This window comes from Aminipila butyrica (genome assembly GCF_010669305.1).
In the GTDB taxonomy this organism is placed as follows: Bacteria; Bacillota; Clostridia; order Peptostreptococcales; family Anaerovoracaceae; genus Aminipila; species Aminipila butyrica.
The window spans coordinates 2,652,986-2,668,675 of sequence record NZ_CP048649.1 but is presented as its reverse complement, the minus strand read 5'-3'; the positions used below and the strand labels follow the sequence as shown (position 1 = coordinate 2,668,675).

The window sequence follows — 15,690 nt, the reverse complement described above, 5'->3', positions numbered from 1 at the left end:
TATGAAAACACTGATGATGAGAGAGGTCTGTCAGGCCTTAAAAGGTGAGATGATCTTGGAACGAGATGAACATGCCATCCGGCGGATCTGCACGGATTCCAGAGAGGCAGCAGCAGGAGATCTGTTTTTCCCGCTGATTGGAGAGTCCCACGATGCTCATAAATTTATACCCATGGCTATTGAAGGCGGCTGCCGGGATTTGATTGTTTCAGATTCTGCCATCCTGGCAGACCATCCTTTGAGGGACCAGCTGACGGTTATTCAAGTTGCAGATACCACAGAGGCATTGCAGCAGCTGGCTTCTTATTACCTGTCTACCTTTTCTATGAAAACTATTGGTGTGACGGGAAGTACTGGCAAGACAACGACAAAAGATATGCTGTACTACATATGCAGCGAAAAGTATAAGACAGCCCGTAATGTGGGAAATTTCAACAACCATATCGGGCTGCCCTTAACCGTATTGGGCTTTGAAGCAGGGACAGAAGTGGGGATTCTGGAAATGGGTATGAGTCAGTTCGGTGAAATTCACCTGCTGGCAGATATTGTTCGTCCAGATGTGGGTATCATCACCAACATCGGCACTTCTCACATAGAAAATTTGGGCAGCAGAGATGGAATACTGAAAGCCAAGCTGGAGATTACAGATTATTTTGGCGCAGAGAATGTGCTGGTGATAAATGAAATCAACGACCTGTTGACTAGAGAAAACACGAATGGAGCTTACAAAACCTTGACAGTGGGTAGCAACGGCAAGAGTGATTTCATCCTTTCCGATATTGTGGATAATGGTGAGGAAGGAATTGCTTTTACGGTAGAGCATAAACTGGACACCCAGCGGTTTGAACTGACTATTCCCGGACGGCATAACGCTATCAACGGGACTTTAGCAGTAGCTGCAGCTTTGGAGCTGGGCATTACCATGGAGGAGGCCGCCAGAGGCTTGAAAAAGATGGTTCTTACTGATAAGCGCCTCAACATCAAGGGCAAAGATGGTATAAAGGTAATAGACGATACGTATAATGCCAGCCCCGATTCCATGAAGGCAGGAATTGACGTACTGGCAGCAGCCAAAGGCATGCGGAAAGTTGCCATTTTAGCTGATATGCTGGAGCTGGGAAAGGACAGCCCGGCATACCATCGTCAGGTGGGAGAGTACGCCGCCCAGCAGCAAGTTGATTTGCTTATTGCCGTAGGCAAGGAATCTCAGCATATGGCAGAGGCTGCGGCAGCTATTTTGGGCCAGGAAAAGGTCCGCTATTACAGAGAGAAAGAAGCACTGACGGCTGATATAAAAGGATTGGTTCAGCTGGGAGATATTATCCTGGTAAAGGGCTCCAGAGGCATGGCCATGGATCAGGTCGTGAAAAAAATTATGGAATAGTTTTAGGAGATGTTATGAGTTATTTGCAAATCGGAATTTTAATAGTCGTGGCTTTTTTCATCAGTCTGGTTCTCACCTATGTGGCGATCCCCATCCTACAAAATTTAAAGGCGGGACAGAACATTCGCCAGGAGGGGCCGAGAGCCCATCTGGCAAAGGCGGGGACACCGTCCATGGGCGGGTTGGCTATCATTGCGGCCACTACGATTACCTGTCTGACTTCTGGGGGTATGTCCCGGGATATGCTGGTGATTCTGGCTGCCTTTATCCTTTTTGGGCTGCTTGGTTTTTTGGATGATTATCTCAAAGTAGCAAAAAAGCAGAATTTAGGGCTTAGGGCCTGGCAGAAGCTGGTGCTGCAAATTGTTATCGCTGCCACGGTGGCAGCCTATCAGGCTAGCGTTTCTGTGTATGGAACATCTATTTACATTCCGATTCTAAATCAGCATTGGGATTTCGGCATCTGGTACATCCCTTTTGTAGCCTTTGTGGTCGTTGCTATGGTCAACAGCGTCAATTTAACCGACGGGCTGGATGGACTGGCTTCTGGGGTAACGACCTTGGTAGCGTTGTTCTTTGCCATTGTGGCAGTAGATTTTGGCATGAATGCCGGCGGTATTTTTAATTCGGCTTTAGCGGGAGGCTGCATGGGTTTCTTGATGTTTAACAAGAATCCGGCCAAGGTGTTTATGGGCGATACTGGGTCCTTGGCTTTGGGCGGAGGACTGGCGGCGGCGGCCATCATCATGAACATGGAGTTGATGCTGCCGATTGCAGGGTTGCTGTTCGTGCTGGAGGCCCTTTCGGTTATGATCCAAGTAATCAGCTTCAAGACCACCGGGAAGCGGGTGTTTAAGATGGCACCCCTTCATCATCACTTTGAGCTTTGCGGCCTGAAAGAAACTCGGGTAGTTGGGCTGTTTTGGGCATTCACGTTGATTTGCTGCGTGGTTGGACTATTGATTCTATAGAGGTGAGCACATGAGAAATAAAATGGAAAATAAAAAGGTTTTAGTAGTGGGCATGGGCAAATCGGGCATTGCAGCAACTCAGGCCTTGCTGAAACTGGGCGCAAAGGTATACGTGCAGGATTCGAAGCCTGCTTCGGATATAGAGCCGCAGCTGATAAACTTCCTCAACAGCCGGGAGGTGACCTGCTATTTTGCAGAGGAGCCGAAAGCCTTGGAGGAAATGGATATGATGGTCATGAGTCCAGGAGTTTCTCTGGAGACGGACTTTGTGCAAAAAGCCATGTCCAGCGGCGTGGAAGTAGTAGGAGAGTTGGAGATTGCTTACCGAGTGGGTCAAGGCAATTATGTGGCCATCACGGGCACCAACGGTAAAACCACGACCACCACTCTGGTGGGAGAAATCTTTCGGAATGCCAAGCGAAAGACGTATGTAGTAGGAAATATTGGTGTTGCGGTTATTTCCATGGCGTTAAATGCAGAGCCGGATTCCTGGCTCATAACGGAGACCAGCAGTTTTCAGCTGGAAACCACCAAACTTTTTAAACCAAAGATTTCAGCCCTTTTGAATTTAACGCCTGACCACTTGGATCGACATCACACCATGGAGAACTATAGTAAAGCTAAGGCTAAAATATTTGAGAATCAAGAGGCAGAGGATTACCACATTGCCAACTTTGATGATCCGGTCAGCTATGAATGGAGCCGCCACTGTGAAAAGGCTAAAGTGGTGCCTTTCAGCACCAAGACCCAGTTGTCTTATGGCGCTTTTGTGGAAAAAGATCAATTGACAATCTTAGGTGATGAGGGAGAGCGAGTAGTCTTGTGCCGAGTGGACGAATTAAAAATACCTGGCACCCACAATCTGGAAAATGCGCTGGCCGCCGCCGCTATGGCTTATTTTGCGGGAATTGCTCCATCGGTAATTGGCGATACGCTGCGGACTTTCCGGGGCGTAGAGCATCGATTGGAATACTGTGGCCAGGTGGATGGCGTGAGCTTTGTTAATGATTCCAAGGGAACCAATCCAGACGCTTCGATGAAGGCCATCGAGGCTATGAAAGAAAATATCCTTCTCATAGCGGGGGGATACGACAAGGGCTCCGACTTTACGGAGTTTATAAAGGGCTTTAACGGGCGGGTAAAGCATATGATTCTGCTGGGGAAGACTGCGGCCAAGATAAAAGAGCAGGCCGAGGCTGTAGGCTTTAGGCATATTACCATGGCTAAGAATATGGAGGAATGTGTGGCTGAGGCTTTCCGTCTGGCAGTGCCGGGGGATACCGTTCTGCTGTCGCCAGCTTGTGCCAGCTGGGATATGTATACCTGCTTTGAGCAGCGGGGAGAACATTTTAAAAATTGTGTCCATGGCCTAGAGAAATAAGGTTGGAGTATAAAATGGCAAAGACAAAGATAAAAAGAAGAATGAAATCCGGAGATTTTATGCTGGTGCTCATCACCATGGCCCTGGTTATCTTCGGCATCATCATGGTGTTTAGCGCCAGCTATTACACTTCTATCAACAAGAGTGGCAATCCCTATGCCTATCTCATACGAGATGTAATTTGGGCCGGCTTGGGATTGTGTGCTATGATGGTGACAGCATCCATCGATTATCGGATTTACGGTAAGTTTGCTAAACCGGTGATGATTGTCAGCATTGTGCTGCTGGTACTGCTCTTCACGCCTTTGGGTATTGATCGAAACAATGCCGTCCGCTGGCTAGGTGTGGGGGGAATTACCATCATGCCCGGGGAGCTGGCAAAGCCGGCAGCCATTGTTTTTACCGCGTGGTTTTTGAGCAGAGATCCCCGCCTTATCAAGTCCCTGACTAAGGGCGTTATTCCCCTGTTTGTGCTGTGTGGGATTTATGGGGGACTTATCGTCCTGCAACCCAACTTGTCCACGGCTATTACCGTGTGTATCATTATCATTGGTATTATGTTTGCAGCTGGGCTCAATTACATCTATTTGGGCGGGCTGGTGGGAGCAGGAAGCTTAGGTATTTTTGTTCTGTTAATCACCAATCCGGACAGCCATTGGATGAAGCGGTTCACCAGCTTTATGGATCCCTTTGCCGATCCGCTGAATACTGGATATCAGGTGGTTCAGTCCTTGCTGGCACTGGGTTCTGGCGGATTATTCGGCTTGGGTTTGGGCAAGAGCATTCAGAAAAACCTTTATCTTCCGGAGCCTCAGAACGACTTTATCTTTGCTATTATCGGTGAGGAGCTGGGCTACATTGGCTGCTTAATACTAATTACGGCCTATATCATTCTCGTATGGCGGGGCATTCACATCGCCATCAATGCGGCAGATTTATTCGGCAGCTTGCTGGCATCCGGTATTTCTATCATGATTGGCATACAGGTTATCCTGAATATTGCCGTAGTTACTTCCTCCATGCCACCTACAGGGGTGACACTGCCTTTTGTCAGTTATGGAGGCAACGCCTTGCTGATTTTTATGGCTTCGGTGGGCATATTGTTAAATATATCGCGGCATACCGCAGCAGTGGAATGAGGAAGAAGTCGGCCTCCTAGGGAAGGAAGCCGGAGAGAAGGAGCAGCTTATGAGAGTAATCATGACAGGAGGAGGCACGGGCGGCCACATTTATCCGGCTATAGCTATTGCGGATAAAATCAAGGAGAACAATCCGGAGGCAGAGATTCTCTTTGTTGGCACCAAAAGGGGGCTGGAAAAAGATTTAGTCCCTCAGAACGGTTATAAAATTCGATTTATAACGGTCAGTGGGTTTAATCGCAAGCAACTGCTTAAAAATGTAAAGGTCGTTAAGGACTTGCTGAAAGGAAGCCGGGAAGCAAAGAAAATTATTCGGGAATTTAAGCCGGATGTAGTCATTGGTACCGGCGGTTATGTGTGCGGTCCCGTGGTACGGGCGGCTCATAAACTAGGCGTAAAGACCTTTATACACGAGCAGAATGCTTTTCCCGGCATGACGAATAAGATGTTGGAAAAATACGTGGATCAAGTGTTTATCAGCTTTGCAGATGCAGAAAAGTATTTTAAGGACAAGGGCAAGCTGGTGCTGTCAGGGAACCCTGTGCGGCAGTCTTTTTTCCAGGCGGTGAAGAGTGATTCACGGAAAATTATTGGCGAACCGGAGGATCGATTTGTCATCTTGTGCTTTGGCGGCAGCCAAGGAGCGGGCAAGATTAACAGTGTTATGGCAGAAGTGGCCGAAAGCCTCAGCGGAGTTCAGGATGTATCCTTGTACTTTGTCACAGGGAAGGGTTATTATGATCAGATGACTCACCTCATGAAGGAAAAAGGTATCCCAGAGGAAGACAACATCCACCTAAAAAAATACATCAGCAACATGCAGGATTATATCAGTGCTGCGGACTTGGTGGTCAGTCGGGCGGGTGCGCTGGCGGTGTCAGAAATTACGGTTTGCGGCAGGGCCTCCGTGCTGATTCCTTCTCCTAATGTGACGGGCAATCATCAGTATTACAATGCTAAGTCGGTGGCTGATAAAGGCGGAGCCATTCTGCTGGAGGAAAAGGATTTGAATTCGGAAGCGCTGATGAAGATCATTTCCCAATTCAAGACAGACCCTCAAAAACGCCGGGATATGGAGCTGGCTAGCAGAACAGCGGCACCTAATGAGGCTACACAAATTATTTATGAGCATCTGGGGATGGGCTGAAATCCCCAAAGGGATGTTGTTTTTTAACAGGATTCATATAAGTTGGAACCAAAAGAGTACATTTTCATATTATATAGTAATAATAGTGGAGGTGTATCTGTTTTGGAATCATATCATATACGGGGCGGCCACAAGATCAGCGGTGAGTGCTGCGTTAAAGGAGCTAAAAATGCAGCGCTGCCAATTTTGGCGTCCACCATATTGAGTGGGGCTGAATGTCAACTTTCTAATATTCCTGAAATAACAGACGTTTGCAGCATGAAAAAAATATTAGATGAATTAGGATGTAAGACAGACACAAGCGGCGAGACGGTAATCGTGGATTCAAGGGGGCTGATGACTGACACCATTTCCTTGGAGCGGATGCGAGAAATGAGGTCATCCGTTTTTTTGTTGGGCGCACTGCTAGGCCGATGCGGAAGCGCAGTCATCAGTCAGCCGGGGGGCTGCAATATTGGCAGCCGGCCCATCGATCTGCATTTATACGCCTTAAAAAAGCTGGGGGCAGAGATCTTTGAAACGGAAGGTGTCATTCTTTGCAAGGCCAGCAAGCTGAGGGGGGCAGATATCCACTTTTCCTTTCCCAGCGTAGGAGCTACTGAAAATGCTATCATGGCCGCCGCCACCGCAGAAGGACACACGGTGCTGCACAACTGTGCCATGGAGCCAGAGATTACTGATTTACAGGACTTTCTTAACGCTTGCGGAGCTCAGATCAGCGGCGCAGGGACAAAGACTATACATATTTGGGGCCGTCAGGCCCTTCACGGATGCAGCTACCGGATTATACCGGACCGCATTGAAAGTGGTACTTATCTAGCTGCTGCGGCCGCTACCGGAGGCCAAATTACTCTTCAACACGCTCAAGCAGCACATCTGGAAAGTATTTTGCAAAAGCTTATAGAAACAGGTTGCGAAATAGGGGTGAAAGAGGATAAAATATACCTTAAAGCACCGAAGCGGCTAAAACCGCTGAGCCGGTTGGTCACTGGACCGTATCCGGCATTCCCTACTGATTTGCAATCACCGTTTTTAACCATGCTGACTCAGGCGGAGGGAAAGAGTGCCGTAGAAGAGACCATCTTTGAAAATCGCTTTGCTTTTACCGAGGAATTGCGAAAGATGGGGGCACAGATTACTGTAGAAGGAAATCGGGCTGCTGTAGAGGGAATTGGCGGGCTGCAAGGCTGCCACATTCAGGCCACCGACCTGCGGGGCGGGGCATCCTTAGTCATAGCTGGACTCATGGCTCAAGGAGAGACGATCCTGGAAGGGATTGAACATATAGAGAGAGGATATGCAGATTTTTCCCAGACCTTACGGGGATTGGGAGCAGATATTAGGAAGACACATGGCGGATAAACCTAGAAAGAAGAAAAAACGAAAGAAAAAGAACTATCTCCTAAGGCTATTAGTGATAATAGCTGTAGGAGTTGGTTTATATTTTTTGCTGACCTCTGAGTGGTTTGACATTGACGCTGTGAAGGTGGAGAACAACAGCTATTATACAGTGGAGCAAGTCAAGGACATGGCTGGGGTCAAAATTAGTGAAAATATTTTTTCCATGAAGAAGAGCATTATTAAAGACAAGCTATTGAAAGATCCTTATTTCAAAAATGTGGTCATTAAGCGAAAGCTGCCATCTACCGTGGTCATTCAGGTAGAGGAACGGTCAGAAAAAGCGGCGGTTCTCTACAAGAGCACCTATATTATCATTGACGGAGATGGGCTGGTGCTGCGCAAGACCCATGCAGAACCGAAGCTTACCTTGATTGAAGGGCTGACTCTCAAGGAAGCGAAGCCGGGGAAGGCGTTAAAAGTGGAAGAAAATTCTATGCTGACAGATACCCTTAGCATGCTGGCTTCCATGGAGGCTTCCGACTTGTTTTTTAAGAAGATTAATATTTCAAGCGTAATTGTCAAGGCCCATATTTACGATGATTTGGTCTGCGAGGGTGTGCCGGAGAACCTGAAAGAAAGTCTGAAAAACGGCAATCTGGAGACGGCCCTTTATGAGATGTACAGCAAGGGAATAAAGCGAGGAACTCTGAAGATTGGTTCTGACAGCTACTGTTCTTTTGACCCCAAGGTGGAGTAGGAGAGTAAGGATGAAGAAATACAGCGGATACATTGTTTTGGGAATGCTAGCCCTGTTCATTGGGCTGGTCCTGTCCGTGCAGATGAGAATGACTGCCGGCAGCGACCAGGGCGGTCTGGTTCCTCTGGTAAAGCTCAGGGGATATGAAGCAGAGTTGAAAAACGTGAAGGATGAAAAGGAAATTGTGGTTCAGCAGTTGGTAGAACTGGAGGAGCGATTAAATTCCATAGAAGGGGACAAGGCTAAGGAAGATGATTTTATCAATGGCTTGGTGTCGGACTTGGAAAAGTATAAGATCGCAGCTGGGGTGCTGGATGTTCAGGGGCCGGGGGTACTGGTCACGATTAAGGACCCGATTACTTCTGACGAATACGAACAGGATTTCAGTCCGATTATGTACAATTACGAATTGCTGTTGAGTCTGGTAAACAAATTGAAGGAAGCGGGTGCAGAGGGAGTCTCTATCAATGAACAGCGAATTGTAGGCACCACAGAGATCAGCATGGCCGGCAGCAATGTCAATATCAACGGCATTCCGACGGCTCCTCCTTATTACGTAAAGGCCATCGGCAACCCGGATACCCTTCACGATGCGATCAACATCCGGAGCGGTATTCTGGAGACCATGAAGCTGAAATACAACTTGATTGTCACCACGGAGAAGAAAGACAACATGGTCATCCCACGATACACAGGCACTATCAACTTCAAGTATGCCAAGCCTGTGGAATCAGAAAAGCCTGAGTAGCGGCAGGGGTGCAAGATGAATAAGAGAAGGATGTGGATGGTCTTTGCCATATGTACCGTGATTGGCATAGGATTAGCCTGTCAGATGAAGGTCAGTGACGGCCAGCGGTTGTATGTGTCACCTAAGACGGTGGAGGACTATAAAATCACGATTAACAGTGAGAAGGAAGAGGTCACTAAATTGCAGCTGATGATTCAGGAGGCAGAGGAAAAGCTGGCCAGCTATGAGCAAGACAGCCAAGAGGATGGCCAGTCTGATGAGGCCTTCCAGAAAAATTTGGCAGCTGATGTGGAAAAATATAAGATGGCCAGCGGACTGGAGACCGTCAGAGGACCGGGCGTAGAAGTGGTTATCGACGACGGAACCAGAGAGCTGTTCGCTGGAGAAGACGTGAACAACCTGTTGGTTCACGATTTGGATATTCTGATGATTATCAATGAGCTGAACCGCTGCGGAGCGGAAGCTGTAGCTGTAAATGGTCAGCGTATTACGGCGAATACCTCTGTTTACTGCTCTGGTTACACCGTGCGCATAAACGGAGAAGTGTACGCCCGCCCGTTTCGTATTAAAGCGATTGGTGATGGAAAACGGATGGCGGCAGCGCTGGTAGATCCCGATGGGTATGGCACTTCCCTGAAAAATTGGGGAGTACAGTTTGAGGTCCGATTAAAGGACGACATCACGATTGATGCCCTGTCCAAAGAATACGTGTACCGGTATATGAACAAGCTTCAAAAGGAGGGAACAAATTGATATTTGCAATTGTGATTGGTCTGGCCATAGGCCTGGCCCTGGGGTTTGGCTTGGATATCTCCTATCCGGCAGAATATTCTTTTTACATTACGATGGGTTTATTGGCAGCAATGGACTCAATCGTCGGGGCAGCCCGTTCAATGATGGAACAGAAATACAACAATCTGATTTTTACATCGGGCTTTATCACCAATGCCTTGCTGGCGATGGTTTTGACTTACGTAGGCGACAAGTTAGGCGTGCCTCTTTACTTTGCGGCAATATTCGTTTTTGGCGGACGGTTATTCAACAATTTAGCTGTCTTGAGAAGGCTAGCTATAGAGCGGTACTTTGAAGGAAAACAGCGAAAAAACGGGTTAAAAAATAAACAAAATATTGAGGATTAATAGTGCAAATATACAATGTTTATGATATAATAAACCATTAACATGTGTTTTAATTTTGTGCTATAGTGACAGGAGGTTACTGAACCATGCTGCAGTTTGAGGTAAACGAACAAAATGCTGCCCAGATTAAGGTCATCGGTGTTGGCGGCGGCGGCTGCAATGCTGTGAATCGAATGATTGAAAAAGGCCTTAAGGGCGTTACTTATATGGCGGTTAATACGGACAAGCAGGCGTTAGCCGGAAGCTTGGCAGAGACGAAGATTCAGATTGGCGAGAAGCTGACCAAGGGTCTTGGTGCAGGAGCCAATCCAGAGATTGGACAGAAGGCCGCAGAAGAGAATATAGAAGATATTTCTAAGTTCATACAGGGCTCGGATATGATTTTCATCACCGCCGGTATGGGCGGAGGCACGGGTACCGGCGCAGCGCCGGTCATCGCTAAGATTGCCAAAGATATGGACATCCTGACGGTAGGGGTTGTGACAAAGCCTTTTAACTTTGAAGGAAAGCGAAGAAGACAGCATGCAGAGCTGGGAATCAGCCTGCTGAAAAAATATGTCGATTCTCTGGTAGTAGTACCGAACGACAGGCTGCTCCAGGTAGCAGAGAAGAACACTTCTATGCTCCAAGCTTTTAGTATGGCGGATGAGATTTTGAAACAGGGTGTTCAAGGTATCTCCGATTTAATCGCCGAAGCAGGTCTGATCAACTTAGACTTTGCTGACGTGAAGACCGTTATGAGCGACAGGGGCATTGCTCACATGGGCGTAGGACGAGCTTCCGGCGACAGCCGAGTAGAAGAGGCTGTAAAGAACGCTATCGAAAGTCCGTTGCTGGAGACTTCCATCGACGGAGCCAAGGCTATCATCCTCAACATCATGGGTGGCTACGACATGGGTATGTTGGAAGTCAGTCAGGCGGCGGCTCAAATCGAGGACGCAGCAGGGGAAGATGCCATCGTTATCTTCGGTGCTTCCATCAAGGAAGAATTGCAGGATGAGATTCTGGTTACAGTTATCGCTACCGGCTTTGAAGACAGAGCTGGTGATGCCATTGGTCTGGCGAAGCAAGCTGCGCCAGCGGCTGCACCGGAGGAGCCGGAAGAGAAGGCTGAGGAACCTGGCAGAAGAGAAGAAGACCCATTTTCACCAGGAGGAAATCCGCATTTTGAGATTCCGGTTTTTCTTCAGAACAAAGACCGAAACGGGTTTTAAAAGAATCAGCAGAAGCCGGTACCACAACCGGCTTTTTCTATAGCGGAAATCAGAAAAATGGTGAAAATTGATATTTTATGAAGAAGATTACATCTCAGGACAACAAGATATTTAAAAACACCTTGCAGCTGGCAAGCAGAAAACATCGGGAAAAGACCGGAATGTACCTGCTGGAAGGCCCCAACCTCATAGGAGAAGCACTGAAAAATCAAGTATTGCCAGAGTTTTTGCTGATAGATGAGGGGGATAGTCAAGGGGAGGAAATCCGTCAGTTGTGCTCGGATTATGAAACCCGGTTAGCGGAGGCTGGAAAGCTTTATGCCGGGGAAAAGGTGCTGGTACTAGAATCCAGTCTCTTCCGGCGGCTGGCCCAGACGGAGAACTCTCAAGGTATCGCTGGCGTAGTCCGGCAGCCTTCTTGGAGTGAGGAGGCGTTTTTTCAGAAGCGGCGGGGCAGCGGCAACATCCTAGTGCTAGACCGCCTTCAAGACCCCGGCAATGTGGGAACCATGATTCGCACGGCAGATGCCGCCGGCTATGAAGGGATTCTTGTACTGAAAGGGACGGTGGACATTTTTTCTCCCAAGGTGGTGCGGTCCTGTACCGGCTCCCTCTTTCGGATGCCTATCCTCTTTGGGGAATCGCCGGAGGGCACCCTAGCCCTGCTGAGACGGCAGGGTAAGCGAGTAATCAGTACAGGCTTTCAGACGGAGACCTATTATTATGATGTAGATTTGAAGTCGGATGTGGCGCTGGTTCTGGGCAATGAAGGAAATGGTATCTGTGAAACGTTTAAGCAGCAGTCGGATCAGCTGGTGAAAATCCCTATGTGGGGTTCAGTAGAGTCCTTAAACGCGGCAGCGGCTGCCGCAGTCCTCATGTATGAGGCTATGAGAAAGTGAAGAAAAGGGGTGGGCCGTTAGACGGTCTGTCCCTCCTTAAAATTAAGATATAGAGAGGAATAGAACATGCAGACTCAATTAAGCAGGATTTTGCAGGAAGTAAAAGAACAAGTGAAAAAAGCTTCCTCGCAAGTTGAAACAGAAGAAATCCGGGTAAAAGTTCTCGGCAAAAAAGGGGAGCTGACAGAGATTCTCAAGTCCATGGGTAAGTTAGCACCAGAAGAACGGAAGGCCTTAGGCGCAGCAGCCAACAGCGTGCGGGGAGAAATCGAAGCACTGCTGGAAGAAAAATTTGCAGCAGTTAAGGAAGCCGCCAGACAGGAACGGTTTAAGCTGGAGACCATCGATGTGACAGAGCCTGGAGTTGCCCACAATTTAGGGGTAAAACATCCGTTGACAATTACCATAGAAGAAATTTCTAGAGTATTTATGTCCATGGGGTTTTCTGTTGCGGAAGGACCAGAAGTGGAGACCGTATTCCTGAACTTTGATGCCTTGAATGCAGGCCCGAACCATCCGGCCAGAGACTTTTCTGATACCTTCTATATTTCTGAGGATATTCTGCTGCGTACTCAAACCTCTCCAGTACAGGCTAGAACGCTGATGAAGCAGAAACCGCCTATTAAGATTATTTCCCCAGGCCGATGTTTCCGCTGTGACACGCCGGATGCTACTCATTCCCCGATGTTCCACCAAGTGGAAGGTCTGGTGGTGGATGAAGGCATTACCATGGCAGATTTAAAGGGCACCCTGGACAGCTTCGCCAAGCAGCTGTTCGGTTCTGATTCCAAAACCAAGTTCAGGCCTCATCACTTCCCGTTTACAGAGCCTAGTGCAGAGATGGACGTATCTTGTTTTAAGTGCGGCGGAAAAGGCTGCAATGTCTGCAAGGGCAGCGGCTGGATTGAGATTCTGGGCTGCGGCATGGTACATCCAAACGTGCTTCAGGTAGGCAAGCTGGATACAGAAAAGTATACAGGATTTGCCTTCGGTATGGGCGTAGAGCGAATTGCAATGCTTAAATATGGAGTTGATGATATACGGAATTTCTATGAAAACGATATGAGATTCATCAACCAGTTCAAATAGGAGGTGCCAGCATGTTAGTTCCAGTAGAATGGCTAAAAGATTATACAGATGTAAAGGTGAGCGTAGATGAATTCTGCGACAGAATGATTATGTCCGGCTCAAACTTGGAGACGGTGGAATATTTCGGAGAAAATACGGAAAAGGTTGTAGTAGGACGGATTGCTAAGATTGAAAAGCATCCGGATGCAGATAAACTGGTTATTTGTCAGGTGGAGGTAGGACAGGAAAACCCGGTGCAGATTGTGACGGGAGCACCCAACGTCTTTGAGGGTGCTGTGGTTCCAGTGGCCTTAGATGGCAGTACGATACCAGGTCCTATTCACGGCCAGCCAAAACAGGCAGAAGGCGTGAAGATTAAAAAAGGCAAGCTGAGAGGCGTGGAGTCCTTTGGGATGTTGTGCTCCGCCAGCGAGCTGGGACTGGAGGATAAAGTTATTCCTGTAGCCCATAAAGAAGGCATCTGGATTTTAGGCGAGGGCTATACCATCGGACAGGAGTTCACAGAAGCGTTAGGCATGAAGATAGCCGTGGTAGATTTTGAAATTACGCCGAATCGGCCGGATTGCCTGTCCATGATTGGCATGGCTAGAGAGGCTGCGGCTACGTTTAAAGAAGAGCTGCGGTATCCGGATATTATCTGCGTTAATGAACAGGGGAATGCGGCGGACTACATTCAGGTAGAGGTGAAGCAGCCAGAATTATGTAAGCGGTATGCAGCCAGGATCATCACAGATGTAAAAATTGAGCAGTCCCCATGGTGGCTGCAAAAGCGGCTGATTGCAGCAGGTATGCGGCCGATTAACAACATCGTGGATATCACCAACTTCGTTATGTTGGAATATGGCCAGCCCCTCCATGCTTTTGACATTCGGAATGTAGAGGACAACAAGATTGTGGTGGATACCGCGGAAGACGGCGAGGTATTTACAACCTTGGACGGAACGGAGCGAAAACTGACCAAGGATATGCTGCTGATAAAAGATGGCAAGAAGTCCGTGGCAATCGCTGGAGTTATGGGGGGGCTGAATTCAGAGATTCAGCCAGATACCGTTACAATCCTAATCGAAGCTGCCAACTTCAACGGGGACAGCATTCGCACTACCTCCAAGAAGCTGAGTCTGCGGACCGAAGCATCGGCCCGCTTTGAGAAGGGAATCGATCCGAACCTGTGTCAGGCAGCAGCAGACCGTGTGTGTCGGCTGGTGGAGATTTTAGGCGCAGGAACTGTCTGCAAAGGCAGTGTAGATGTGTATCCGGCACCCGTTCAGGCGAAGACTTTAGATGTGCGGGTAGACCGAATTAATCAGGTGCTGGGTATTCAGCTGAGCCGGGAAGAGATGGTTCATATCTTGGAAGGACTGGAGATGAAGGTGGCAGGAGCCGGCAACATCTTGACCGTGACTCCGCCTACTGTTCGCCAGGATCTGGAAATAGAAGAGGATTACGTAGAAGAAATCGCCAGAATGTATGGGTATGATAAGCTGCCAGTAACTCTGCCGAAGAACAACACGGAAGCTTGTAAATCTAAGGAACGGACATTGAAAGACCTGGCTAGAGATACCATGTGCGGACTGGGTGCCAACGAGATTCAGACCTACTCCTTCTGTAGCCCAAAAAGCGTAGACAATGTGCGCATCGACGAGGATTCTTGGGAGCGGAGTTTTGTGCGTCTGCTGAACCCACTGGGCGAAGAGACCTCCGTTATGCGAACCATCCTGACGCCGAACATGCTGGAGGTGCTGGGAACCAATTATAGAAGAAACATTGAGAACGTGCGAGCCTTTGAACTGGGTAACACCTTTATGGCCAATGAGGTGGACCCTCATCAGCTGCCGGAGGAATCCGATTCTATGTGCATCGGTGTCTATGGCAAAGAAGAATCCTTTTACACCCTGAAGGGGATGGTGGTAGAACTGCTTAATGTATTAGGTATAACGGACGTCAACTTTACCAGCGAAAGCGAATACGGCGTATATCACCCGGGTCGGTGTGCCAGAATTCAGCTGGAAGATATGGAACTGGGCATTATGGGTGAGGTACACCCAGATGTGACGGAAAAATACGGCATTGCTACACGTTGTTATGTATGCGAGCTGTTCTTTGACAACGTATTGACTAAATCCGACCGGGAAGTAGTTTACGAGCCGCTGCCAAAATATCCGTCTACTTCCAGAGATATTGCGCTGCTGGTGGATGAAAAAGTGGCCGTGGGCCAGATACAGAACATCATCCGTTCCAACGGCGGCAAGATTTTGGAAAAGGTAGAGCTGTTTGATGTGTACAGAGGAAAGCAGGTAGCGGAAGGCAAGAAGAGCGCAGCTTTCAATCTGACCTATCGCTCGGAGGAAGGAACTCTGACGGAGGAACAGGTAGCAAAGGTTCATCACAAGGTTTTAGAAGCCTTAAAGGATCAGCTGGATGCAGTGCTGAGAGAAATGTAATATTGCTTTGAATTATATTAGGGACAACACGGTTGTC

The 15,690-nt window shown here is 48.2% G+C and carries 14 protein-coding genes; all 14 read left to right on the top strand.

All coding sequences use genetic code 11. From position 1 onward, the window contains the following. Position 1: 1 nt before the first annotated feature. The 14 genes from Ami103574_RS12675 to pheT all read left to right on the top strand — a co-directional run bounded on the left by Ami103574_RS12675 (position 2) and on the right by pheT (position 15,653). Positions 2-1,384 (top strand): UDP-N-acetylmuramoyl-tripeptide--D-alanyl-D-alanine ligase, encoded by a 1,383-nt coding sequence (locus Ami103574_RS12675; protein ID WP_163067338.1) that lies wholly within the window; start codon positions 2-4, stop codon positions 1,382-1,384. A gap of 14 nt (positions 1,385-1,398) precedes the next feature. After that, a complete protein-coding gene (gene mraY, locus Ami103574_RS12670) occupies positions 1,399-2,355 on the top strand; it encodes a phospho-N-acetylmuramoyl-pentapeptide-transferase (RefSeq protein WP_163067337.1) in 957 nt (318 codons plus the stop codon). A gap of 10 nt (positions 2,356-2,365) precedes the next feature. Next, a complete protein-coding gene (murD, locus tag Ami103574_RS12665; RefSeq protein ID WP_163067336.1) occupies positions 2,366-3,736 on the top strand; it encodes a UDP-N-acetylmuramoyl-L-alanine--D-glutamate ligase in 1,371 nt (456 codons plus the stop codon). A gap of 14 nt (positions 3,737-3,750) precedes the next feature. After that, on the top strand, positions 3,751-4,875 hold the full coding sequence (gene ftsW / locus Ami103574_RS12660) for a putative lipid II flippase FtsW (RefSeq protein WP_163067335.1): 1,125 nt from the start codon (positions 3,751-3,753) through the stop codon (positions 4,873-4,875). Between the two features lie 49 nt (positions 4,876-4,924). Continuing rightward, a complete protein-coding gene (gene murG, locus Ami103574_RS12655) occupies positions 4,925-6,022 on the top strand; it encodes an undecaprenyldiphospho-muramoylpentapeptide beta-N-acetylglucosaminyltransferase (protein WP_163067334.1) in 1,098 nt (365 codons plus the stop codon). Positions 6,023-6,124: 102 nt separating this feature from the next. Further along, entirely contained in the window at positions 6,125-7,384 is a 1,260-nt protein-coding gene (gene murA, locus Ami103574_RS12650) for a UDP-N-acetylglucosamine 1-carboxyvinyltransferase (RefSeq protein WP_163067333.1), read from the top strand. Then, positions 7,374-8,120, top strand: coding sequence for a cell division protein FtsQ/DivIB (locus Ami103574_RS12645; RefSeq protein WP_163067332.1), 747 nt, complete (start codon positions 7,374-7,376; stop codon positions 8,118-8,120). The genes murA and Ami103574_RS12645 overlap by 11 nt, the downstream gene beginning before the upstream one ends. Before the next feature lie 10 nt (positions 8,121-8,130). After that, positions 8,131-8,868: a DUF881 domain-containing protein gene (locus Ami103574_RS12640; RefSeq protein ID WP_163067331.1), complete on the top strand. Its 738-nt coding sequence runs from the start codon at positions 8,131-8,133 to the stop codon at positions 8,866-8,868. Between the two features lie 15 nt (positions 8,869-8,883). Continuing rightward, entirely contained in the window at positions 8,884-9,621 is a 738-nt protein-coding gene (locus tag Ami103574_RS12635; protein WP_163067330.1) for a DUF881 domain-containing protein, read from the top strand. After that, a complete protein-coding gene (locus Ami103574_RS12630; protein WP_163067329.1) occupies positions 9,618-10,007 on the top strand; it encodes a small basic family protein in 390 nt (129 codons plus the stop codon). Before Ami103574_RS12635 ends, Ami103574_RS12630 begins: the two co-directional genes overlap by 4 nt. A gap of 86 nt (positions 10,008-10,093) precedes the next feature. Further along, a complete protein-coding gene (gene ftsZ, locus Ami103574_RS12625) occupies positions 10,094-11,221 on the top strand; it encodes a cell division protein FtsZ (RefSeq protein ID WP_163067328.1) in 1,128 nt (375 codons plus the stop codon). Between the two features lie 77 nt (positions 11,222-11,298). Then, positions 11,299-12,123 (top strand): TrmH family RNA methyltransferase, encoded by an 825-nt coding sequence (locus Ami103574_RS12620; RefSeq protein WP_163067327.1) that lies wholly within the window; start codon positions 11,299-11,301, stop codon positions 12,121-12,123. A gap of 66 nt (positions 12,124-12,189) precedes the next feature. After that, positions 12,190-13,212: a phenylalanine--tRNA ligase subunit alpha gene (pheS, locus tag Ami103574_RS12615; RefSeq protein WP_163067326.1), complete on the top strand. Its 1,023-nt coding sequence runs from the start codon at positions 12,190-12,192 to the stop codon at positions 13,210-13,212. Between the two features lie 11 nt (positions 13,213-13,223). Beyond that, positions 13,224-15,653, top strand: coding sequence for a phenylalanine--tRNA ligase subunit beta (pheT, locus tag Ami103574_RS12610; RefSeq protein WP_163067325.1), 2,430 nt, complete (start codon positions 13,224-13,226; stop codon positions 15,651-15,653). Positions 15,654-15,690 lie beyond the last annotated feature (37 nt).

Bases quoted from the DNA above. Each gene is read 5' to 3' on its own strand.
- ftsW (WP_163067335.1), top strand. From the start codon at position 3,751: ATGGCAAAGACAAAGATAAAAAGAAGAATGAAATCCGGAGATTTTATG.
- murD (WP_163067336.1), top strand. From the start codon at position 2,366: ATGAGAAATAAAATGGAAAATAAAAAGGTTTTAGTAGTGGGCATGGGC.
- ftsZ (WP_163067328.1), top strand. From the start codon at position 10,094: ATGCTGCAGTTTGAGGTAAACGAACAAAATGCTGCCCAGATTAAGGTC.
- murG (WP_163067334.1), top strand. From the start codon at position 4,925: ATGAGAGTAATCATGACAGGAGGAGGCACGGGCGGCCACATTTATCCG.
- mraY (WP_163067337.1), top strand. From the start codon at position 1,399: ATGAGTTATTTGCAAATCGGAATTTTAATAGTCGTGGCTTTTTTCATC.
- Ami103574_RS12635 (WP_163067330.1), top strand. From the start codon at position 8,884: ATGAATAAGAGAAGGATGTGGATGGTCTTTGCCATATGTACCGTGATT.
- pheT (WP_163067325.1), top strand. From the start codon at position 13,224: ATGTTAGTTCCAGTAGAATGGCTAAAAGATTATACAGATGTAAAGGTG.
- pheS (WP_163067326.1), top strand. From the start codon at position 12,190: ATGCAGACTCAATTAAGCAGGATTTTGCAGGAAGTAAAAGAACAAGTG.
- Ami103574_RS12640 (WP_163067331.1), top strand. From the start codon at position 8,131: ATGAAGAAATACAGCGGATACATTGTTTTGGGAATGCTAGCCCTGTTC.
- Ami103574_RS12675 (WP_163067338.1), top strand. From the start codon at position 2: ATGAAAACACTGATGATGAGAGAGGTCTGTCAGGCCTTAAAAGGTGAG.
- Ami103574_RS12620 (WP_163067327.1), top strand. From the start codon at position 11,299: ATGAAGAAGATTACATCTCAGGACAACAAGATATTTAAAAACACCTTG.
- Ami103574_RS12645 (WP_163067332.1), top strand. From the start codon at position 7,374: ATGGCGGATAAACCTAGAAAGAAGAAAAAACGAAAGAAAAAGAACTAT.